This window comes from candidate division WOR-3 bacterium, from assembly GCA_013177935.1.
Taxonomy (GTDB): Bacteria; Hydrothermota; Tepidihabitantia; order Tepidihabitantales; family Tepidihabitantaceae; genus Tepidihabitans.
Genome location: JABLXZ010000003.1, coordinates 186,354 through 207,527, shown reverse-complemented (window position 1 = coordinate 207,527; position 21,174 = coordinate 186,354). Strand labels below are relative to the sequence as shown.

At 53.1% G+C, this 21,174-nt stretch carries 24 protein-coding genes; 7 read left to right on the top strand and 17 right to left on the bottom strand.

The window, feature by feature from the left end; genetic code table 11:
- Positions 1 to 5: 5 nt before the first annotated feature.
- The 9 genes from ybgF to HPY86_06455 form a co-directional block, all read right to left on the bottom strand.
- Positions 6 to 728: a tol-pal system protein YbgF gene (gene ybgF, locus HPY86_06495; protein NPV14563.1), complete on the bottom strand. Its 723-nt coding sequence runs from the start codon at positions 726 to 728 to the stop codon at positions 6 to 8.
- A gap of 81 nt (positions 729 to 809) precedes the next feature.
- Positions 810 to 1,310 (bottom strand): OmpA family protein, encoded by a 501-nt coding sequence (locus HPY86_06490; GenBank protein ID NPV14562.1) that lies wholly within the window; start codon positions 1,308 to 1,310, stop codon positions 810 to 812.
- Positions 1,311 to 1,397: 87 nt separating this feature from the next.
- Positions 1,398 to 1,967: an orotate phosphoribosyltransferase gene (locus HPY86_06485; protein ID NPV14561.1), complete on the bottom strand. Its 570-nt coding sequence runs from the start codon at positions 1,965 to 1,967 to the stop codon at positions 1,398 to 1,400.
- Positions 1,960 to 2,667, bottom strand: coding sequence for an orotidine-5'-phosphate decarboxylase (pyrF, locus tag HPY86_06480; protein NPV14560.1), 708 nt, complete (start codon positions 2,665 to 2,667; stop codon positions 1,960 to 1,962). The genes HPY86_06485 and pyrF overlap by 8 nt, the downstream gene beginning before the upstream one ends.
- Before the next feature lie 12 nt (positions 2,668 to 2,679).
- Positions 2,680 to 3,588 (bottom strand): dihydroorotate dehydrogenase, encoded by a 909-nt coding sequence (locus HPY86_06475; protein ID NPV14559.1) that lies wholly within the window; start codon positions 3,586 to 3,588, stop codon positions 2,680 to 2,682.
- Positions 3,585 to 4,343: a dihydroorotate dehydrogenase electron transfer subunit gene (locus tag HPY86_06470; protein ID NPV14558.1), complete on the bottom strand. Its 759-nt coding sequence runs from the start codon at positions 4,341 to 4,343 to the stop codon at positions 3,585 to 3,587. Before HPY86_06470 ends, HPY86_06475 begins: the two co-directional genes overlap by 4 nt.
- 18 nt (positions 4,344 to 4,361) lie before the next feature.
- Entirely contained in the window at positions 4,362 to 5,666 is a 1,305-nt protein-coding gene (locus HPY86_06465; GenBank protein NPV14557.1) for a tetratricopeptide repeat protein, read from the bottom strand.
- A 65-nt stretch (positions 5,667 to 5,731) separates the two neighbouring features.
- Complete coding sequence (locus HPY86_06460) at positions 5,732 to 6,259, bottom strand: DUF192 domain-containing protein (protein NPV14556.1); 528 nt, start codon at positions 6,257 to 6,259, stop codon at positions 5,732 to 5,734.
- Positions 6,249 to 8,315: a glycine--tRNA ligase subunit beta gene (locus tag HPY86_06455; protein NPV14555.1), complete on the bottom strand. Its 2,067-nt coding sequence runs from the start codon at positions 8,313 to 8,315 to the stop codon at positions 6,249 to 6,251. The genes HPY86_06460 and HPY86_06455 overlap by 11 nt, the downstream gene beginning before the upstream one ends.
- Positions 8,316 to 8,476: 161 nt before the next feature.
- Between HPY86_06455 and HPY86_06450 the strand changes: the two genes are divergently transcribed.
- The 7 genes from HPY86_06450 (at position 8,477) to HPY86_06420 (ending at position 15,479) form a co-directional block, all read left to right on the top strand.
- Complete coding sequence (locus HPY86_06450) at positions 8,477 to 9,139, top strand: HEAT repeat domain-containing protein (GenBank protein ID NPV14554.1); 663 nt, start codon at positions 8,477 to 8,479, stop codon at positions 9,137 to 9,139.
- Between the two features lie 415 nt (positions 9,140 to 9,554).
- Positions 9,555 to 10,724: a GWxTD domain-containing protein gene (locus tag HPY86_06445; protein ID NPV14553.1), complete on the top strand. Its 1,170-nt coding sequence runs from the start codon at positions 9,555 to 9,557 to the stop codon at positions 10,722 to 10,724.
- A complete protein-coding gene (locus HPY86_06440; protein NPV14552.1) occupies positions 10,725 to 11,981 on the top strand; it encodes a GWxTD domain-containing protein in 1,257 nt (418 codons plus the stop codon).
- An 11-nt stretch (positions 11,982 to 11,992) separates the two neighbouring features.
- On the top strand, positions 11,993 to 12,787 hold the full coding sequence (locus tag HPY86_06435; protein NPV14551.1) for a stage 0 sporulation protein: 795 nt from the start codon (positions 11,993 to 11,995) through the stop codon (positions 12,785 to 12,787).
- Positions 12,780 to 14,021 carry a phosphomethylpyrimidine synthase ThiC gene (gene thiC / locus HPY86_06430; protein NPV14550.1) on the top strand — a complete coding sequence of 414 codons (1,242 nt, stop codon included), beginning with the start codon at positions 12,780 to 12,782 and terminating at the stop codon, positions 14,019 to 14,021. Before HPY86_06435 ends, thiC begins: the two co-directional genes overlap by 8 nt.
- Positions 14,018 to 15,133, top strand: coding sequence for an alanine--glyoxylate aminotransferase family protein (locus tag HPY86_06425; GenBank protein NPV14549.1), 1,116 nt, complete (start codon positions 14,018 to 14,020; stop codon positions 15,131 to 15,133). Before thiC ends, HPY86_06425 begins: the two co-directional genes overlap by 4 nt.
- Before the next feature lie 163 nt (positions 15,134 to 15,296).
- On the top strand, positions 15,297 to 15,479 hold the full coding sequence (locus HPY86_06420; protein ID NPV14548.1) for a hypothetical protein: 183 nt from the start codon (positions 15,297 to 15,299) through the stop codon (positions 15,477 to 15,479).
- 13 nt (positions 15,480 to 15,492) lie between these two features.
- On the opposite strand, the gene HPY86_06415 is transcribed toward HPY86_06420, so the two are convergent.
- The 8 genes from HPY86_06415 to HPY86_06380 form a co-directional block, all read right to left on the bottom strand.
- Entirely contained in the window at positions 15,493 to 16,116 is a 624-nt protein-coding gene (locus tag HPY86_06415) for a hypothetical protein (protein NPV14547.1), read from the bottom strand.
- Positions 16,113 to 17,006, bottom strand: a complete 894-nt coding sequence (locus HPY86_06410) for an NAD(+)/NADH kinase (GenBank protein NPV14546.1) — start codon at positions 17,004 to 17,006, stop codon at positions 16,113 to 16,115. Before HPY86_06410 ends, HPY86_06415 begins: the two co-directional genes overlap by 4 nt.
- Complete coding sequence (gene prmC, locus HPY86_06405) at positions 16,993 to 17,868, bottom strand: peptide chain release factor N(5)-glutamine methyltransferase (GenBank protein ID NPV14545.1); 876 nt, start codon at positions 17,866 to 17,868, stop codon at positions 16,993 to 16,995. Before prmC ends, HPY86_06410 begins: the two co-directional genes overlap by 14 nt.
- A complete protein-coding gene (prfA, locus tag HPY86_06400; GenBank protein ID NPV14544.1) occupies positions 17,865 to 18,935 on the bottom strand; it encodes a peptide chain release factor 1 in 1,071 nt (356 codons plus the stop codon). The genes prmC and prfA overlap by 4 nt, the downstream gene beginning before the upstream one ends.
- Positions 18,936 to 19,096: 161 nt before the next feature.
- Positions 19,097 to 19,834, bottom strand: a complete 738-nt coding sequence (locus HPY86_06395) for a hypothetical protein (protein ID NPV14543.1) — start codon at positions 19,832 to 19,834, stop codon at positions 19,097 to 19,099.
- Positions 19,834 to 20,100, bottom strand: a complete 267-nt coding sequence (locus HPY86_06390; GenBank protein ID NPV14542.1) for a hypothetical protein — start codon at positions 20,098 to 20,100, stop codon at positions 19,834 to 19,836. The genes HPY86_06395 and HPY86_06390 overlap by 1 nt, the downstream gene beginning before the upstream one ends.
- Positions 20,082 to 20,765, bottom strand: a complete 684-nt coding sequence (locus HPY86_06385) for a hypothetical protein (protein ID NPV14541.1) — start codon at positions 20,763 to 20,765, stop codon at positions 20,082 to 20,084. Before HPY86_06385 ends, HPY86_06390 begins: the two co-directional genes overlap by 19 nt.
- A 120-nt stretch (positions 20,766 to 20,885) precedes the next feature.
- Positions 20,886 to 21,059: a hypothetical protein gene (locus HPY86_06380; GenBank protein NPV14540.1), complete on the bottom strand. Its 174-nt coding sequence runs from the start codon at positions 21,057 to 21,059 to the stop codon at positions 20,886 to 20,888.
- Positions 21,060 to 21,174: the final 115 nt, after the last annotated feature.

Genomic DNA, 21,174 nt, shown 5'->3' with positions numbered 1-21,174 from the left:
TGCCGTTACCGCTCCGGCTTTTTCATTTTTTCCTGTGCCAGATTTGCTTCTGGTGTCCCGGGAAATTTATCAACCACCTCTTTGAACTTTTTTTGGGCAAGCCCCTCTTTGCCCTGCAATTGATACACCAGACCTAATTTGTACAGTGCCGCGGGTACCTTATTACCCTGCGGATATTCATTAATGACTCGCTGAAACTCAACCCCGGCACTGTCCAGTTGCCCCAGTGAATAAAAACACTCTCCAATCCAGTACTGGGCGTTGTCCGCCATCTCGCTGGACGGAAATAACTTGACAAATCGACGAAACCCGGTTATCGCCACCTGATAATTTCCCCGGGTGAAGTCAAGGTACGCCGTATTGTAAAGCCGGTCCGCATCAATGCCGGAATTTGTGGTATCCGGAAAAGATACTTGTGTTGACTCCTCCGGTGTGGGCGTCTCGGTTGTTATCTCCCCGCGCCATGCTCCGACTTTCCTGCCGACGCGGTCCAGCCTTTCCTCAAAATCATTTAACCGGGCGGAAATTTCGCCCAACCGGCCTTCAACCCCTTCAAGTCCGGTCAGGGCATCGGCGCGCAGCCGATTGAGCGCCTCGCGCTGCGCTGCCTGCTCTCTCTCCAGCCGCTGCACCCGCACCGCTATCGAATCAAGCAGTTCACCCCGGCGCACAAACTCCCGCTGAATTGCACAACCGGGAAGTAATAAGATGACAGCCAGCAGGCTCACCGCGGCTGCCAGATATTTGCTGGCTGACCTCTGCTGCCTACCGGCTGTCATCGACCATCAATCAAGCAGTTATTCAGAAGGTTACTTTTCCGTTGTCTTGAACTCAGCGCGCCGGTTCAGGTGATACTGATTCGGGTCGTTCGTCACCAACCGTTCCTCACCATAACTGATGGTGTTAAGCAGTGCACCATCGACCCCCAATTTAACCAGATAGGACTTTGCCGACTCTGCCCGGCGCCAGCCTAATGCCATATTGTATTCTGAAGTACCCAGCGGACAGCAGTGACCTTCAATTGTCACCGAAAACTTCTGTCCGGCTCCAATTGCCTTCTTAATCTGGTCGGCATTTGCCTGAAGAATTGAAGCGTCACCCGGTCTGATGTCTGACTTGTCGAAATCGAAGTAAATCGTCTGAAGATTTAATTCCACCTTAGCCGGGGCAACCTCTTCCTCTACCTGAGGTTCTTCAACCACAACCGGCTCTTCCTTTGCCGGCTTCACGCACTTTTTCGGACACCCCATAAGTGCCAGCGCAAACATCATAGCCAGCACCAGCGTGGTAAGTTTTGTTACTGTCTTCATACATACTCCTCCTGTTTGTAATTGCCTGCTGAACACAACGCTTAAATTTACCAAGTTCCTGACCTTATGTCAAGAAAAAATTGCCCATTAACCCTTGCCACTCCTGCCCGGTACCTCAAGTGGAACCCCAGAACGGCACAAAGGACAGTTGTCGGGCTGATAGTTCACGACCTGCTCCTGATAAACCCCGAAAAAGGGCACCGGAAAACTGACCCCGGAAGAGCGGTCAATAAACACACCAACCCCAACAATTTTAGCGCCGGTCGGTTCAACTGCCGCAAGGGTCTCTTGAATTGACCCGCCTGTGGTCAACACATCGTCCACGATCAAGACCCGGTCGGCACTGCCCACTGAAAACCCCCGACCAATCTTCCGGCCCTGCTCCGACTTTTCCGCGATAATACACCGGCAACCCATCTGCCGCGCCACCTCATAAGCAACAATCACCCCACCGGTTGTCGGACCACAAACCACCGTAACCCCGGCATTGCGAAATCGTTCCGCAATCACCCGGGCAAAACGCTCACAAAGTTCCGGACGCTCCAGAATCCGGAACTTCTCAAAATACCTCCCTGAATGCAGTCCCGAAGTTAAAAGAAAATGGCCCTCGCGCAGCGCCCCGGCATCACGCAGCAAACCGGCGAAATCTTCATTCATACACCCTCCCTAATTGCCTTTTAATCTCCTCAATTACTGACACCGGGTCCACTGCCTCATATATCGGTCTTCCTACAACAATGTAATCGGCTCCTGCCTGTGCCGCCTCCTCGGGTGTCATCGTGCGCGCCTGGTCGTCAATCGAGCGCACCGGTTCCAGCCTTATGCCCGGTGTCACGATTGCCAGTTTCGGACCGCACCGTTTTCTGATTAATTTAATCTCCGGGGGCGCCGCAACTACCCCATCGCAACCCATACTCTGCGCCAGTTCTGCCAGTGCCACAACCCGGTTTTCCACCTCCTGGTCACAACCGGTAACCTGCGCCAAACCCGTTCGGTCAAAACTGGTTAAAACCGTCACCCCTAACACCATTGGCTTTTTGTCACCTGCGGCCTGTGCCGCTTTAACTGCCGCATACAACATCGCTGCACCGCCCATTGTATGGACAGTCAGCATCTTCACGCCCAGTTCAGTTGCTGCCTGCACCGCCTTTGCCACCACCGATGGAATATCGCAAAACTTAAGGTCCAGAAAAACTTCTGCCCCCTGCGCCACGAACTCCTTTACCAGTTCTGGTCCAGTTCTGGTCCACAGGTCAATACCTATCTTGTACACATCAACTTTGGACCCAATTTTTTTATAAATCTCTCTTGCTCGCTCCTTACTGTCAACATTTAATGCCAGAATCAACTTAGTCATCTACCTCTCCTCTCAACTAAAACGACCCTCTCCTGCCTTTCCCCGAATATCATCCCAGCTCTGCCAGCCCCGGGTTCGCGCCATCCTTCTTAACTCCTTCACCACCTCAAGCGCCCCATCCGGCTTAACTAAATTTGCCGTTCCCACCTGGATTAGATGGGCACCAGCGCAGATAAATTCAAACGCATCCTGGCCGGTCTTGATTCCGCCCATCCCAATAACCGGAATCTTAACCGCTCGTGCCACTCTTTCCACACAGAACAGGGCAAACGGTTTGATTGCCGGACCCGAAAGCCCGCCGGTCCTGCCGCCCAGCAAAGGCTTGCCCTCCTGGTCCAGAACCAGAGCAAATAGGGTGTTGATCAGACTCACCGCATCGGCACCTGCCGCCTCTGCCGCTTTTGCCGTATCTGCCGGGTCAACAAAGTTGGCGGTCAGCTTCACAATTAGCAACTTTCCAGTCCTCTTACGCACCGCCCGGGTAATTTTCTCAACCTGTAGCGCATCTTGACCAAATACCACGCCACCTTCCTTTACATTCGGACAGGACAGGTTCAGTTCCAACCCAGCAACAGGTGTCTGTTCCAGTGTCTCGGTCAACTCACAAAACTCCTCTTCTTTTCCAGCGGCAAGATTCACGATAACCGGGCATTTAACTCTTTGAAGTCGGGGCAAAATCTCCCTTTTAAACACCTCGACCCCGGGGTTTTCCAGTCCGACCGAATTAACCACACCGCTTGCGGTTTCCACAATACGCGGCGGCGGGTTTCCGGCTCTTGGCGCAATTGTCAACCCCTTGGTGACAACACCACCGAGCCGATTTGCCACTGCTAAAAACTCCCAGCCAAAACCAAATGTCCCTGATGCTGCCAGTACCGGATTAGGAAATTTTACATCGCGAATAACAACCTCCAACGTCACAGCACCACCTCATCTAAACTCACCACCGGACCATCCTGGCACAACCGTAGATAACCACCGTCTTTTTTCGGCAGCGCACATCCGTAGCATACCCCGGTGCCACATCCCATCCTCTCCTCGAAAAACGCCCAGACCTTTGCCTTTCTGCTCAAGGGGCAAAGTGCCTTGAGCATCCCTTCAGGTCCACAGGCATAAACCACCGGCTTCTCCATCACCTTTATCACCGGCTCCAACGCTTCGGTCACCAACCCTCTTATTCCTTTACTTCCATCCTCGGTTGTCAGATAAACTTTTACACCAAGTTGCCGGAACTCTGAAACCATAACCAACTCTGCGGCGCGCCGCGCCCCCAAAACCGCCACCACCCGATTCTTTTCCTTCAAAACTCGGGTCAGATAAAACAACGGTGCGGCACCAACACCGCCCCCGCAAACCACAACACTTTTGTTTTGAACCAGCGGCGCCGGTTTACCCAGAGGTCCAATAATGTCCCATCTATCCCCCTTTTTACTATGGGCAAGTTTTGCTGTTCCCGCTCCCACCACCCGAAAAACTATCCGCATTTTACCTCCCTTGACATCAGCCACAGAAAAGGGCCGGCGCAACAGCAAATCATCCCTTTCCGGTACCTTAACGCCAATAAACTGTCCGGGTTTGACCTTTCTACTAATCTTTCGCTCCGAAATCCACACCGAATAAATCTCAGCCCCAACCCGCGCAACCTCAACCACCTGACCCATTGACCAATTAATCAAACTTCCCTCCGTACTGTCTCATCTTCCCAGTTTATCCAGCCACTTCTTTGACTCTTGGGCATACTCCGTATCCGGATATTTCTGGACGATTCTTTTCAACTCATCGCGGGTGGCAATGGTATCCGCCTTCTTATACAACAAAATCCACGCCCGGGCAAAAAGCGCCTTCGGTGCCAAGGGGCTCTGGGGAAAGGAGTCGCAAACCTCCTGGTAAAGGCGAAGCGCGGTATCAAACTCTTCAAGGTTAAGATTGTGCACTTCGGCAAGCAGAAACTTCATTTCCGCTGAATCCCGGGTGCCGGTTGTATCCTCTTCCAGTGCCTGTAACAACGCCAGCCGCTTTGCCGCCAGAACCCCCTGCTCGGAATCGGCACGGCGCAACCGGGCGCTGTCGTAGTAAACTTTTGCCCGGCTGAAATCCTTGTTCTCCTCATAAAATCGGCCAATGAGAAACGCCGCCTCGGCACCTACCGCGTTGTTTCCTCTTACCCGGACCAGCGCCCCAATCGCCTCATCGTTCTTGCCCAGTTTCAGATAGGCTTTACCTAACAGGAGATTCAACGCCTCATCCAGGTCCGCGTATTTACCCAGCGCCTCCTTAACCATCTGTACCGCCTCCTCAGCCTTGCCCTGTTCTAACCGGCAGCGGGCAATCTTCATCTGCGCCTCAGCCCGGAGCCGGGGTGCCGGTTCCAGTTCCACATACCTCCGAAACCACCGCTCTGCCTCTCCGTACGCTCCTAATTGCATCTTGCCTTCGGCAATCTTACTCACCGCCTCCTTCATATAAGGTAGGCGAGGGTAGCGCTGCACCAATGCGACAAGCGAATCAACACCTTCCTGAATCTCACCCTGTTCGATGTTGTAAAGCGCGGTATAGAAATCGGCGACTCTTCCCAGTTTCGGATACCTCCTCTTAACATTCTCCAGTACGAGCCGGGCGCTTCCCGCCTCTCCGCTCCGCAAAAGCGCCAGCCCCCGGTAAAGCTCAGCCTCGGGCAGATAGGGCGATTGGGCAAAAGCCAGTTTTAATCTTTCAAAATAAGTCGCGGCCCGGGCATAGTCGCCCTTTTCATAATAACTCCGGCCAATCAGAAACAGGGCATCGTCAACCCAGCGCGATTTGGGCCAGCGGTTTATCACCAGCGCTGACTTCTCAATCGCCTTATCAAACTTGGGCACCGCTGCACTCACCTGACCCTGCGCCTTCAGCCTCATCCCCTCCCGGTAAAACACCCCGGCATTGTAAAAGGTGTTAAAATAGGCGCAGCCCGCCAACAGTGCGGCCAGGGCAACAACACAACCAAAACGCAACCGGTTCAATCTATCCTCAACAAGAAAATACCCCTAAACCCCATTTCTGTCAAGCAATCATCCTGTAAAAAAAATTATTCTCCACCCGAACCGGGCACCGGCAAACCGCGAACCGTATCTCCGGGTTCAATCCCATGGACCAAAAACCAGCCCGAATTTGCCTCCAGCGCATAACGCACCGGCCGGGAAGACTCATAACGGGTCTGGGTATCAAGCGGCGCCATCTCCATAATATCGGTAATCACACCATTTTTATCAATAAACGCAATCGCCAGCGGAATGTAGGTGTTTTTCATCCAGAACCTTAGTATTTGCTCCTCTTCAAAAACAAAAACCATTCCGGAGTCAGGATGCAGTGCGGTCCGGAAGGAAAGACCCAGTGTCCGCTTCTCCGGTGTTGCCGCCACCTCAGCATCAATCCGATTCCCCTTGATGGTCAGAGTTATAGCCGCCCGTTTTTGTGAATCTGACAATCCAATCGCCCCCTGCTCCCGGGAACTTAACCGTTTACCATTGCGACTTCCACAGAAGATAAAAGAAAAAGTTAGTGCCAGACCAACCGTCAAACCGCAGGCATTGCGAAAAACCTTTTTAACCTTCAAGGACAATTGCGGAAAGGTCCGCCACCTGGCTGAAAAGCGACCGCACATAAGAAAGCAGCCGGAGCCGGTTCATCCTCAACCGCTCATCTTCACACATCACTAACACATCGTCGAACAACCGGTCAATCGAGCGGCGTAAAGAGAGCAAAAGTTCCAGCGCCCCAAGATAGTCCGCCCCTTCCAGCCTTTCCTTCAGTTTGGGCTCAACCGCCTGTGCCTCCTGCCACAAAACCCGCTCCGCCTCCTCCTGAAACAGCGCCGGGTCCGGTAATCCGGAAACATCCTGACCACGCAGGATATTTGCCACCCGCTTCTGGCCGATAATCAACTTTTCAAACTCGGGCCGGTTGCGAAACTCAATCAGCGCCCGCGCCCGTAACTGCGCCTCAATCGGTGTATGCCACACCGTTGCCAGAACCGCATTCGCCACATCGTACCTTATCCCCTCCTCAGCAAGAATTGCGCTCAACCGCTCCCGAAAAAGCCCCAGTACCATCTCCTGGACCGCTTTGTCATCTCTTCCCAGGAGCACTAACCCCTTGGCTACCAGTTCTGGAATCCCTACGGGCCAGCGATTCTTCAATATGATTAGCAGCACCCCGGTTGCCTGACGCCGGACCCCAAACGGGTCCTCAGAACCGGTAGGAATCGTACCGGCAAGAAATGTGGCAACGATATTGTCAATCTTGTCAGCGATGCTCAACACCCCACCCATTGCTGATTCGGGCAACCGGTCTTCCAGACTGCGCGGCAGATACTGCTCGCCAATCGCCTGTGCCACCGCTTCTGGTTCACCTAAGATTTTTGCATAAACCCCGCCCATCACACCCTGGAGCGAAGTAAACTCCTTCTCCCGCACCACCGCGGTCAGCAAATCCGCCTTGGATAATAAAGCCGCCCGGTCCAGTTGCTTCTCATCGATACCGCCAATCGTCTGGCAGAGAAATCGGCACAACTCCCTTAGCCGTTGCGTCTTCTCGTAATAACTGCCCAGACCTTCAATCCACACCACCCGTTTCTCCTCTTCCACCAGCGGCTCCAGCCCGACCTTCAGGTCGCTTTCCACAAAAAACCGGGCGTCGCGCAACCGTGACTCAATCGCCCGTTCGTACCAGAACCGCACCCACTCCTGGTCGCAACCCGGCGTGTTTGCCACCGCAATAAAGTAAGGTAGTAACCTGCCGCTCTGCTCCTGAACCGAAAAACAGCGCTGGTGCATCTTCAAAGCGGTTATCAACACCTCTTTGGGCAGAGTGAGATAGTCGGGATTGAACCGGCACAGAATTGGCTCGGGAAATTCGGTGATGTTCACCGTCTCCTTCACCAGTTCCGGGTCAGAAACAACCGTACCACCCTGCGCCTGTGCCAGTTCAGCACAACCCCGCTCTACGGCCGCCTGACGCTGAACCGGATTGACCATCACCCTGTGTTCCCACAGCACCGTCTCATAATCCTCAGGACGAACTACCACAATCGGCTTGGAACTGAAATTGCGGTGCCCCAGGGTCGTATTACCAGACACGAGCCCGTTGAATTCAAATTTAACCACCTCCTCACCCAAAAGGCACAAAATCCAGCGTACCGGCCGGGAAAACCGCATACCCGTCTCATTCCAGCGCATCGTCTTGGGAAAAGGCAGGGTGCGTATCAACTCTCCAAGACACCCTTCTAAAATTGCCTTTACCGGTACCGGCGGTACCTCCTTCTTCACAAACAGGTACTCGCCCTTCGGTGTCTGCTTCACATACAAATCTTCTACCCCTTTACCCTGTGCCCGGGCAAAACCAATTGCGGTCTTGGTCGGCTTTCCCTCCGGGTCAAACCCCGCCTTTTTTGGTGGACCCTGCAGCTCCACCACACCACCCGGCTTTTCCTCGGGTACATCCTTTATCCGCACCGTGAGCCGCCGCGGGGTGTAAAACAGCTCTGCCGCACCGGTTTTAAGACCGTGCTCCTCAAACTGGGCACAAATCCGGCGCAAAAGCTCCTGCGCCGCCGGTTCAATCACACCGGGTGGTAACTCCTCGGTGCCGAGTTCCAGCAAAAAACTCCTCACGCTGGGATAATATTTATCCCTGAACAAATGTCAATTCCCGCCATCACCGCTCCGAATACCCGACTGAATTTTTCATAATCTTACCCCGGTCCGGGCGCTGATAATAATCGGTATCCCGCCCTTCATTTGACCCGTTATCTGGCAATGTTAAAATTCTACCTGTGGCTAAAAACTGGCTGAAACTTACTTTGGCAACCATCCTAATTTTTGCCTGTCAGTCCGAGACCGCCCGTCTGCGTCGGCAACTTACCAGTTCAGACCCTGAACTCCGTGCCCGGGCGGCAAAAAGGTTAGGCGAACTCAAAGACAAGCCTTCGGTTCCTCTCCTGCTCAACCTTCTTGAAGACTCAATGCCCGTGGTACGGTTTGAAGCCGGACTGGCATTAGGCAACATTGGCGACCCCCAGGCGATTGAACCGCTCTTTGACGCCATTCAGAAAGAACCGCAGGAAGACATCGCAATGGCGTTCACCAAAGCGCTCAGCGACCTTGGTTCAAAAGCACTTGACCACCTCATTATCTTAACCAGCGCGCCACGCCGCCTGGTGCGAATGACCGCGTGCCGGGCACTGGGCAGAATCGGCTCCAATAAAGCGGTTGACCCTTTAATCCCGCGCCTGAACGACCCTGACCCCCAGGTCCGCAAAGCCGCCATCTCTGCCCTGCGCCGGATTGGTGACCCCAAGGGAATGGATGCAATCGCACGCAAACTTGCCAGTCCGGACTACACCGACCAAGAGGCAGCAGAACAGGCTTTGGGCGGTTCAGGCTATGAAGAGCAGATGGACGAGATTCGCTCAATTCTGCGCCGACTAAACCGGTAAATACCGTTCCCCTGGCCAGACCGAAACCATCCTCAACCTCCGGTTATGATAAACTCCGCTGTAGAAGAGATTATACCGGCACACTTCACGACAAAATCGACCTTAAAATTACCCCGGACTCAAAAATCCGATACCATTCCCGAAACTACCCCGGGGTTGGGTATGGAAAATTAAGCCTCAAAGAATTAACCCTTTAAATCACAATACCTTACATTGATAATTCTTATCGCCGGCTGTATACTTTAAAGTATACAGACCGCACCTGTTTTAGGTACTGCGCCGTGGTTGGTTTAACTCAGAAATTCCCTTGTCTGGTTCAAATCAGTGCTTCTACCCTGTGCCAGTTGCTCACCACCATTCTTGCCACCTGTCCTTGACTTTAAGTGAATAATTTCCTAAACTTAAAGACTGGACAATGAACCTTATTATGTCGGTCGCAGCGCTGTTAACAACCGCAGTCGGCACGGGCAATCTCAAGGTCGAACTGGACCAGATGGTTTACCTTGACAGCGCCCGGACGCAGCGCCTCGAACTGTCTTATGAAATTCCTTACAATACGCTGTCTTTTGTCCGTGATTCCGGCGGGTTTGTCGCCCGGTTTCGCCTGACCCTTGAGGTGCTGGACAAAAAGAAAAATACCATTGCCGGTGAGGTCTGGGAAAGGAAACATTGGCTCAACGACTACTCCCTGACCCAGCGCCGGGATTTGAGTTTCAGCGAATTACTGACCAGTTCCATTCCGGCGGCCGCTACCCAGTTCCGGTTCACTGTTCAGGACCTGCAGAGTGAACGTCAGGCAACCGCCACCTTTCCGGTCGAGATTGAACCGGGCGTACTTCGTTTGCGCCCCTTGAAATCGGGCCAGATTAACCCCGGTCGCACTTATGGTCTCAATGACACGGTTGAAGTGCTGGCTGAAGCTGGTACCGGGCACCAGGGTGATAGTGTCCGGTTTGTCGTTCGCAAGGGAACCCGGGCGTTAATTCGCCACACCATCCCGGCAATTGAATCAGCCGGAATTCAACAGGCACGATTTATTCTGCCCGTTGTTGACTCATCTGGTATCCCCCGGCTCAGTTCCGGCGAATACACCATTGAAGCGATGCTCGTCTCTGCCGATAGCATCAGCCCGGCGAGTAAAACCACCTTCTCGGTCAACCTTCCTTTTTACTATGACGACAGCCTCTGGTTGGTAAAGGTTGACCAGTTGCTCTACATCGCCTCCTACGAAGAGATGCGCCAGTTAAAGAAGACACCCCGTGCCCAGCGGCTTTCGGCTTGGCAGGAGTTCTGGCAAAATAAAGACCCGAACCTGTCAACTCCGGTCAACGAAAAAGAAGAGGAGTACTTTGAGCGTATCGCCTATTGTGAGGAGCATTTTGCCAAAGGCGATAAAGGTTACCGCAGTGACCGGGCACAGGTTTATGTTGAGTACGGCCCGCCCGACCAGATTGAGTTACAGCCTTTTAACATCGACCGGCCCGCGCAGGAAATCTGGTACTATTACGAAAAAAATTTGACATTTGTATTTGTCGACCGTTTCGGCTCCGGTGAATTTGTTCTGCTAACCCCGGGGAGGCGTTAGATGGCAAGTTTGCTCTTATTCAGTTTAGCCGTTTTCGCAACACTGCAGTTTGACCTTGATTGGGCGGTATTTCAGGGCGAGAGCGACTCGAGCCGGGTCGAGTTTTACTACGGCGTGCCCTTTGACCAGCTGGCATTTCAACCGGGACCTGATGGCCTTGTTGCCCTGTTTACGGTGAGTACCGAACTCAAGGGCATTGATGTGCAATTTTCCGAATCCGGTACGATAAACAAACGCGCCCGCATCAAAAGTTTTCAGGATGCGGCACAGCACCAGCGAACATTTGTTGACCAGTTCAGCATCAATGCGCCACCCGGCACCTACGAGGTAAAGGTAACGATTGCCGACTCTTTAAACCAGGGCACAATCATCGACACCTTAACGGTTCCGGACTTCGCCGCTCACCCCGCCCTGAGTTCTATCCAGCTGGCGGTTGCCCTCCTGCGCGACACCGCCACCGGTAGACTGGTCGTTGTCCCCAATCCCGGACGCCGGTTTGGCTCCGATGCCCGGAAATTGTGCGCCTATCTCGAAGGCTATGGACTTATCCCTGACTCCGGCAGTTACGAATTCCGCTACCACCTGGTCGATGTGTTAAGTAAGGACACCATTGTCCGCTCAGCACCGATTGTCCGGAAAAAATCGGGCGCAAAAGCCAGCATCACTCTCGAACTGGGCATCGACAGTATTCAAGACGGCTCCTATCTCTTTGGTGTAACGCTCACCGACCACAGTAACAACCGGACCGTAACTACCGCCCGCCAATTTACCATTGGTAGTACTGCGCCTTCACCCCGCCCCTACACTTTTCAACCTTCCCCGCAGGAAGAAAAGTACTACCGGAAACTGGAGTTCATCGCGACACCCAAAGAACTCGCCTACTACAATTCGCTTTCCGACTCCGGTAAAGTCGCCTACCTCGCCTGGTTCTGGTCAAAACACAACCTCACCGAGTTTGTGCGCCGAATGGAAACCGCCGAAGGTCGCTACCGCAGTGGTAGAACTTCCGGTATCAATACCGACCGGGGACGGGTGTATGTTCGCTACGGCGAACCGGATGCGGTGGAACGCAAAACGATGGAGATGGAGATAAAACCGCGCGAGTACTGGTATTATTACCAGTTAGGATACACCTTTGTCTTTATCGACACCCGGGGCGACGGCAATTACCGACTCGCCTGGACCAACAGCCCGGACGAGCCTGCAACCGGACTGGAAAACCTGTTGACCCCGGAGGAGATTGACCAGTTCCGCTGAGGGAGAAGTTAATGGCAGAAAAAGACCGCAGTGCCCTTGTTGAGTTTAACATCTTCAAAAGCGACTGGTGCCTTCTGCCCGCCAATCTTGACTTCGCGCCCGGAGAAATGGTCATCATCGGCGATGAGGAAGGTGAAGATTTAGGCAAACTGATAATGATTGACGCCACCGGTTCCCGACCCACTGAAGGTGTTGTCCTGCGCCGTGCCACCGAAGAAGACCTGCGGGTGCGCACCGAACTGGACCTCAAAACCAGACAGACACTGGAGATTTTCCGCCGGTTGCGTGATGAGTACCGGCTTGAAATGCAGGTGGTGGGTGCCCACTGGCGACTTGATAAGAAAAAGGTCTGTTTTTACTTCATCTCCGACCAGAAACTGAACTTCCGGATGTTCCACAAAGCGCTCGCTTCAGCGCTCAATGTGCGCGTCGCAATCAAACAGATTGGGGTTCGTGACCATGCCCGACTTCTGGGCGGCATTGGTCCCTGTGGTCGCATCCTTTGCTGCCAGCAATTTCTCAAGGAGTTAAAACCGATAACCCTGCGGATGGCACGCCAGCAGAATCTGTTTGTCGAACCGACCAAAATCTCCGGGCTCTGCGGTAAACTGCTCTGCTGTCTTGCCTACGAAGAGGAAACCTACCGATGGTTACTCCTCTGCCCGCGTATTGGTGACCCGGTTAAAACCGCCCGGGGTGTTGGAACGGTCACCGGTGTTGACCCGTTGACCCATCAACTCTCAATCCGTTATCAAGACGGCTCTGAAACTACCGTCGCACTTGAGGAGGTGAATACCAATGAATAAATCAACTCTGGCGGCGATTGCCCGAACCGAAGGGTTGAAACCCGCTGAACTGCGCCGCCTCATCGAATCGGGTAGGGTTGTTCTTCTTAAGAACCGGAAGCGGAAAATCAAACCGCTTGCCGTCGGTGAGAAAACCCGGGTAAAGGTCAACGCCAACATCGGCACATCCCCGGACCGGATTGATGTTGAAGCCGAACTGGAGAAACTGCGCGTTGCGGTTGCCGCTGGTGCTGATACGGTGATGGACCTTTCGGTCGGCGGCGCCGTGGACGAAATCCGTCAGGAGATTATTCGCAATTCCCCGGTACCGGTCGGCACCGTACCTATCTACCAGGTGGCACTTACCGCGCGCCAGCACCGGCGCTCCTTTCCGGAAGTTACCGTCAAAGAAATCTTTGAGGGCATTGAAAGGCACCTGGCGGACGGTGTTGACTTCATCACTGTGCACTGCGGTGTAACCCGGAAAAGTCTCGGCACAGTGCGCAAACGCCTGGGTGGTGTTGTCAGTCGGGGCGGTGTGATGATGATGGAATGGATGAAATTCAACCGCCGGGAAAATCCCCTTTATGAACATTACGATGAACTACTGGCAATGGCAAAAGAGTATCACGCCACCCTTTCATTAGGTGATGGCTTGCGTCCTGGTGCGATTGCCGACGCCACCGATGAAGCCCAGATTTCAGAACTCTTAACCATTGGCGAACTGGTGCAGCGTGCTCGCGCCGCTGGTGTTCAGGCAATGGTCGAAGGACCGGGCCACATTCCGATTGACCAGATTGAGGCGAACATTTTACTGGAAAAAACGGTCTGCGACGGCGCCCCGTTTTATGTCCTTGGTCCACTTGTAACCGACATCGCCTGCGGCTACGACCACATTACCGCCGCGATTGGTGGTGCCCTTGCCGCCTATTATGGTGCCGACTTTCTCTGCTATGTTACCCCATCCGAACACCTCGGACTTCCTGATGTCGAAGATGTCCGGGAAGGGGTTATCGCATCGCGCATTGCCGCCCATGCCGCTGATATCGCCCGGCATCATCCCGGCGCGATTGACTGGGACAACAAACTTTCCCGCTATCGTGCCCGCCTCCAGTGGGGCAAAATGATTGCCCACAGCCTTGACCCGGAACGGGCAAAGGCGGTATTTGCCATTCAGCCTTCGCGCACCGAAGGCGCCTGTACAATGTGTGGCGAATTTTGTGCTGTTAAGAAAACAAAGGAGACGATCCTATGATTAAACCAAAATACAAACTCTACACTCCGGGACCGGTCGCGGTACCCGCGGAGTATCTTAAAGCCCTGAACAACGACCTCGTTTACCACCGTGAGGCAAGTTTTGCCGCGCTCCAGGATTCGGTAATGAAGGGGCTGGCAAAACTTTTCCTCACCAGCCAGCCGGTTTATGTGCTCACCGCTTCGGGAACCGGCGCGATGGAAGCCGCTGTCGCCAATCTTGTCAATCCCCAGGACCGGGTCATCGTTGCCGTCTGTGGCAAGTTTGGCGAGCGCTGGCGGGAACTGGTCATTCGTTTTGGTGGTTATGTTGACGAACTCAATCGGCCCTATGGGGAATCCATCCCGCCCGATGAACTGGAGCGCAAACTTAAGTCAAACGACGCCGCCCGCTGTGTCTTCACCACCCTCACCGAAACATCAACCGGTGCCCTCAACGACATCAAGGCGTTCGGCGAAATCTGCTACCGCCTGAACCGAATTCTCATTGTCGATGCCGTTGCCGGTATGGGGGTTGACGAACTGCAGATGGACGCCTGGCACATTGATGTTGTCCTTGCCGGCTCCCAGAAAGGGCTGGCGATACCGCCCGGACTATCCTTCATCGCCCTCAGCCCCCGTGCCTGGGAACAGGTTGAAAAGTGCAAAAACAGCCGTTACTACTTTGACCTGCGCAAGTACCGTCAGTTTGCGGAAAAAGGGCAAACACCCTGGACCCCGGCAATCTCAATCTACTATGCCCTTGACCTCGCCCTCAAGAAATTTCATCGGCGCGGCGTTAAGAAAAGCTGGCAGGAAAAGGCAGCCCTTGCCCGTTATGTCCGGGAAAAGGTAACAAAGATGGGACTCTCCATCTTCCCGAAGAACCCGGCAAACGCCCTTACGGTCATCCGCTTACCCGAAGGGGTTGATGGCACAAAGATCGTTGACATCTGCAAAACCCAGTACCGCATCCTTCTTGCCAATGGTCAGGCAGAGATGCGCGGCAAGGTGGTTCGTATCGGACATATGGCACCGATGACAAAAACAGAAGCCGACCGGGTGTTGAAACAGTTCTACCTTGCTTATAAGAAGGTTGCCGAAAAATCGGGTACAGGCGGTCGCAGTAGTTAACTACCTGTAAATCAACCACTTAACACTGCGTCCCCGGCTGCCTTACTGAAAACCAGCATTTCTCCTTTTCCCGGTATTATTAACTAACACATTAAAAATCAATTAATTAACAGCACGGTTTTCTCTGGCATAAATGGTGTATTACTATTAATCGGGAAGGAAGATGAAATTAAAGCGCCCTCGTCCCTCAAACCTCCTGCTTGCCGGGTTATTGATGATTTCGCTCGGCTGGGCAGCTAGCGCCAATCTGGGTCCGGCTGAAGCGCTGATTCCGATTGCCGGGGTTATTGCCGGTCTGACAATTCTTACGACCGTTGTTTCGGGTGGACCCCGGGCTTTTTTATAGCAGTTTCGTTCTCTTAATCCTGTTCACCGGGCAGCCGGAATTTTACCATTATCCGTAAAAAAACAACCAGGTAGTTGATAAACGAAACCACAATCAAAACCAGCACCGTGTAATCGGCAAAACTCTTAAAATGGTCAAGCCGGGGTACGATTCCACTCAAAAAACCATTTCCCGCATCACTGTTTAAGGTGTAAAAGAGAATTAACAGGGCAAACGCACAGCCCGTAATTTTACCCACAACATCCGAAGAAACAAACGAACCCCGAACCTTCATCACCACCGCGCTCCCGGCAAGAATCAACAGGTCGCGCAAAATAACCGCGCCGGCAACAAACAGCGGCAGGTCACTGGTGTAGACCAGCGTAATCAAAACTGAACCAATCCAGATTTTATCAACCAAATGGTCCAGTACCCGCCCGGTATTAGAAACCTGCCCCAGACGCCGGGCAAGAAACCCGTCCAGCGCATCAGTTGACCAGGAAACAAGCATCACAATTACCGCTGGCACCGCCGCACGCCGGAAAAGAAAAAAAAGGACCAGCGGCAAAAGCACCAGTCGCGAGAGTGAAAGAAGATTGGGAACCGTCAACAAACGGTTACCGTTTTTCTGTCCATCCTCACCGTTTTTTCTGTTCACCGTTGACTCCCGGACCATTTCAACTTGTTGCGCAGGATTTCAAAATAACTCTTCTTTCTTGGCACAACCAGCCGCACCGCGAAATTCGCCCGGGTAATCGTTAAACGGTCACCCCGGTGGAAACGCCAGCGCCGCTGTCCATCAAGGGTCGCAACCGCCTCCTCTGATTTGCCGGTAAGTTCCAGTTGAATCATCCCATCCCCGGGTAAAACAATCGGCCTTGCGGTCAATGCGTGCGGACACAGCGGGGTAATGACCACCGCGGTCATCGTCGGGAAAATAACCGGACCACCCGCTGCCAGCGAATAAGCGGTTGAACCGGTTGGTGTCGCGATAACAACCCCATCGCCCACAAACTTATTCAAAAACTGACCCTGCCAGTTTAAAACCACCTCTACCACCCGGCCCGAAGGTCCCATATTCACCGCACAATCGTTAAATGCATAACCGGTTTTTGTTTGTCCAGAACCGTAAATCACCTGACAGGCAAGCACCATCCTTTTCTCCTCGCCGAACTTCCCCCGGGCAAAATCGCTGATTCCCTGCCGCGCCTCATCGGTTGAAAACTCTGTAAGAAAACCTAATCCACCTAAATTAACCCCCATTATTGGCGTCTCTTTTTGCCCGACCATCTGAACCGCTTTCAAAAGCGTCCCGTCACCACCCAGCGCCACCACCAGGTCCGCATCCTTTAACCCCGGCCGAAAAACCGGGCAGATTTTCTCTATTGACCTGTCCGGCTTCTCCGCAAAAAAACAGTCAAAACCCTTCTCTTTTAACCACCGTATTAGACCGGGTACAAATCGATGTGCCAACGGTTTACTCCAGTTTACGACCAATCCGACCTTAATCTTATTAACCGGCGCAACCTTTCCCTTAACTCTTGACACAACCCACCTCCTTATGATAAAAAACATAGCGCACCTTACCCCCCAGGTCGTATTCAACTTCCGCTTCCGGCAACAACCCCTGCACATACTCGGCCTGGGTATGGTCAATTTCCAGCGCCAGAACCCCTTCGGGTGCCAGTAGTTCCACCCCTTCAGTTATCAACATCTTCACCACCTCAACCCCGAGAAAACCCCCGTCAAGACTGATTCTGGGTTCATAATCCCGCACCCGCACCGGCAAACGGTCCACACGCTCATTTGGGATATAAGGTGGATTTGAAATCAACAGTTCCACCCGCCCCCGTACCGCGTCAATTTTACCATCGCCTAATCGCCCCGCCTGAACCAGCCGTACCCGGTTATTTAACCGGTACCGCCCGACATTTTTCTTTGCCACCGCCAGCGCCCGAGCAGAAATGTCAACCGCCCACACCTCTGCCTTGGGAAACATCCGTGCCAGTGCAATCGCAATGCAACCGGAACCGGTGCCATAATCAACTATCACCCCTGTCTTTTTAACCCGTGCTGCCGCGCGCAGCACCAGTTCCTCGGTCTCCGGTCGGGGAATGAACACCCGCTCATCAACATACAGTTTTAGGTCGAGAAATGGCGCCTGCTTGACAAGGTACTGAACCGGCGCCCCCTTCTGTGCCGCGCGCACCATCCGCCTGAACACCTGCGCCTTTTCCTCATCCATCTGCCCGCCCTCAAGGTAAAGTTCGTGTCGTTTTAACCCCAGAAGCCCCATCAAAAGAAACTCCGCCTCTTCCCGCGGGATTAAACGCGCCGCCCGCTGCAACTCAGCAACCGTCGTTATCTTTTGTTTAACCCCGTCTTCTTCAATTACCCCCTCAAATCTCATAGCGCTGCCTCCGCCTTTTCCAGCGCCTGAAAAAGCGGGTCAAGTTCGCCGTCCAGCACCGCCTCGAGATTGTGAAGTGAAAAACCAATACGGTGGTCCGTAACCCGATTCTGGGGAAAATTGTAAGTGCGAATCTTCTCGCTCCGCTCACCAGTACCAATTTGCTTCCGTCGGGTCTCGGTCGTACGCGCCAGCTCCTCCTGACGCCGCATATCACCCAGCCGTGCCAGAAGTACCTTCATCGCCTTCATTCGGTTCCGCGCCTGCGACCTTTCATCCTGGCACACAACAGTGATTCCGGTTGGAATATGGGTAAGCCGCACCGCGGAACTTACCTTATTAACATTTTGTCCGCCGTGGCCACCCGCCCGAAATGTCTCCATTTTGATTTCATCCGGATTCACCTTCAACTCAAACTCCTCCTGTTCTAAAAGCACCGCGACCGTAACCGTTGAAGTGTGAATCCGTCCCGAAGCCTCGGTTTCCGGCACCCTTTGCACCCGGTGGACACCGCTCTCAAATCGAAAGAACCGATAAGGCGAATCGCCCTCCACCGAAAACACAATCTCCTTAAGCCCTTTCAGGTCGCTGGGCCGGGACGAGAGTACCTCCACCTTCAAATTGTGCCGCTCCGCATACCTTGAGTACATCCGGAACAAATCGGCAGCAAAAAGCGCCGCCTCTTCACCCCCGGCTGCCGCACGAATCTCTACGATACATCCCTTATCCCATTCCGGTGGTTTAGGCCGCAACGCCTCCTCCAGCTCGCTCACCAACTTTTCCTCCGCCGCCTGCAGCCGTCGCAACTCCGCCTCAGCAAGTTCTCTCATCTCCGCATCCTGGGCATTGCGGGCTATCTCCTCTGTCTCGCGCTGCTCCTTTTTTAACCTTTCATACTCAGTCCAGCGTGCCAGAATCGCACTCAACTGCCGGTGCTCTTTGGTCAACGTCTGCAGCCGGGAAACATCGCCCATCACCTCCGGGTCCGCAAGTAACCGCTCAACCTCTGCCTTGCGTTGTGCTAACAGTTCAAACCTTTTTTTATACTCCTCAAAAACAACAGACATAAACGCTTTCTTTCAGTTTAGACTAAAGGAATTGACCCAACCGACCTAAAGGGTAGCGGACTCTAAAACTCTGGTACTTTCCAGCCACAACTCATTATCTTTACCACGAAACCGCTGTCAACAACCTCCTCTAACTTCCGCCCCGTACCCGAAGCGGCATATTAATTCTGCCAGATGAGTTTGACGGTGCGGTTAAACCGCTCGGTCTCAAACCGGCAGTAGTAAACACCACCGGGCAGGGTTTTGCCCCTGTTGTCTCTGCCATCCCATTGCACCTGATATGTGCCCGGACCACGGCGGTTAGACTCAACGGTGCGGATTAGTTTGCCGGTTGCGGTGTAGATGGCAACCCTTACCACCGCATCCTGGTCCAGCCGATACCGAAAGGCAAAACCGCGGACACCAATGCTGGCACCAATGGACTGGAAGTACTCGTCCTGGTTGCCCGCTTCGGTGACAGCGGCAGTAGTGACCACGACACTGTCAAAAGCGATGTCGTTAAACGGGTTCTGGTCACCGACCAGCGCCACGGTGCAGCGCACCGGATAAACCCCAATCCGGCTCGCCCGCCAAATGCTAAACCAGACCGTATCAACCGCACCCGCAGCCAGCGAATCCGGCACACCCTGAATGTAGTCAGTACCAATCCGCATTATCGCCCAGAACTGCACCGGCTCTGTGCCCGAATTTCTGACCACCGCTGCCGGCACAACCACACTGTCCAGCCGCACCACACCACGCGGGGCAACAATCCGCTCTGCCACCACATCCCGCACCCGCACCAGCACCGTGTCCTGCCTGCGGTCATTGCCCGGATTGGCATCACCGGCAAGTTCTGTTGAGCACCGGACCGCAATACCACCACGAAAATCTGCCCGCCAGTCCGGAAAGGTGACCATTACAGACTCCCGGGCCGCAAGGTTGAGCCCGTAACCCGGCGGTCATATACCGCACCAATCCGAAACCGGGCAGAAAAGGTCTCGCTCCGATGACCATAGTTCTTTATCCAGACTTGCGGAGTAACAGCCGTACCCGAGTCAATAACCCCGACCGGAGCAACAATCCGCAGGGTGCCGACATCGTGCGGAATGTGCACCCGGAGCCAGGCGGTGTCAATCGGCCGGTCTGCATCATTGGGAAATCTGCCTATCCATCTTTTGACCACGCAAAGGTGTCAAGGTAAATGGTGTCATTGAATATGGTGTCATTACCAACTATATTAAAAAGACCGATGTGCATATAAACCGTATCGCCATCGTTTGCTGGCTGAGGTAAATGCTCTAAATTAAAGAAAAATGCATCTGCACTATTTATGCCGCGGGTGTGAGGAACTGTATCTCTATGTGAAGGGTCTTTGCTTAAATAGTATTCTAAAAAGATTTCTCCAGAATCTGGAGAATAAACATTTCTTACACAAATTGTGTGTGCCCTATTTTGAACAAGAGAACTGTCACAACAAAGTTCTGGAAGATATTGCCATGGCCTGGATGTGTCTTCTGGTGTAACAACATGAACCATGTTTGAGCTATCTTGTGGTCTGTAATAATTATCCAAATGAACTCTGATTGTATCTCCGACATTAAATAGCCCTATTTCAGAAGCAGCAATACTATAAAGTCCGCCCGTGTTTGGTAATGTTGTTCTTGTTATGTCTGGTGGAATTTTTGTGGCTCTTATTTGGTAGCCAAGAATCCCGCCCGGAGGCTGTCCAAGCGATGTTTTTGCAAAACCATCATAATGGTTGATTAGGTCCTGCTGTCCGTTTTTGATACCGGTTGAGAAAACAGGGTTGAAGGACACCCAAACCGCAAAATAAATCGCAAAAGCCAAAATGCTCTCAAACCCATAACCTTCCCACCTTTTGAATGTTAGAACAAAATAACCTTATGTCAACAAAAACGCACAGAATTAAATCCTGGCCCTGCGTTTACTTATATTATATACGAAAAATCACCAAAAAGTGACAAAAAACCGTCCCCGGCACAGTCCGGGGGTAATTCCTGGGATAGTCTCATACACCCCTTTCATCGCACATAGTGCGGTAGCACTGAAGCCTGATAGAGCCGAAGCCGGATTAACACCATCCGCTTCTATCTCTTTGATAACAAATAGGGTTATACCCAACACCCCGCCACTTACTACTCTCGGCTAAATAAACCCGCTTACATCCTGCCCTTTCTTTGCTACCCTTTACCGGTCCATCTCCACTTCTGCCTTAAAGTTTGCCTTCAGGCTGGTT

Bases quoted from the DNA above. Each gene is read 5' to 3' on its own strand.
- prmC (NPV14545.1), bottom strand. From the start codon at position 17,868: ATGAGATTTGAGGGGGTAATTGAAGAAGACGGGGTTAAACAAAAGATA.
- HPY86_06425 (NPV14549.1), top strand. From the start codon at position 14,018: ATGATTAAACCAAAATACAAACTCTACACTCCGGGACCGGTCGCGGTA.
- prfA (NPV14544.1), bottom strand. From the start codon at position 18,935: ATGTCTGTTGTTTTTGAGGAGTATAAAAAAAGGTTTGAACTGTTAGCA.
- pyrF (NPV14560.1), bottom strand. From the start codon at position 2,667: ATGACTAAGTTGATTCTGGCATTAAATGTTGACAGTAAGGAGCGAGCA.
- HPY86_06440 (NPV14552.1), top strand. From the start codon at position 10,725: ATGGCAAGTTTGCTCTTATTCAGTTTAGCCGTTTTCGCAACACTGCAG.
- HPY86_06435 (NPV14551.1), top strand. From the start codon at position 11,993: ATGGCAGAAAAAGACCGCAGTGCCCTTGTTGAGTTTAACATCTTCAAA.
- HPY86_06485 (NPV14561.1), bottom strand. From the start codon at position 1,967: ATGAATGAAGATTTCGCCGGTTTGCTGCGTGATGCCGGGGCGCTGCGC.
- HPY86_06490 (NPV14562.1), bottom strand. From the start codon at position 1,310: ATGAAGACAGTAACAAAACTTACCACGCTGGTGCTGGCTATGATGTTT.
- HPY86_06395 (NPV14543.1), bottom strand. From the start codon at position 19,834: ATGGTCACCTTTCCGGACTGGCGGGCAGATTTTCGTGGTGGTATTGCG.
- thiC (NPV14550.1), top strand. From the start codon at position 12,780: ATGAATAAATCAACTCTGGCGGCGATTGCCCGAACCGAAGGGTTGAAA.
- HPY86_06445 (NPV14553.1), top strand. From the start codon at position 9,555: ATGAACCTTATTATGTCGGTCGCAGCGCTGTTAACAACCGCAGTCGGC.
- HPY86_06420 (NPV14548.1), top strand. From the start codon at position 15,297: ATGAAATTAAAGCGCCCTCGTCCCTCAAACCTCCTGCTTGCCGGGTTA.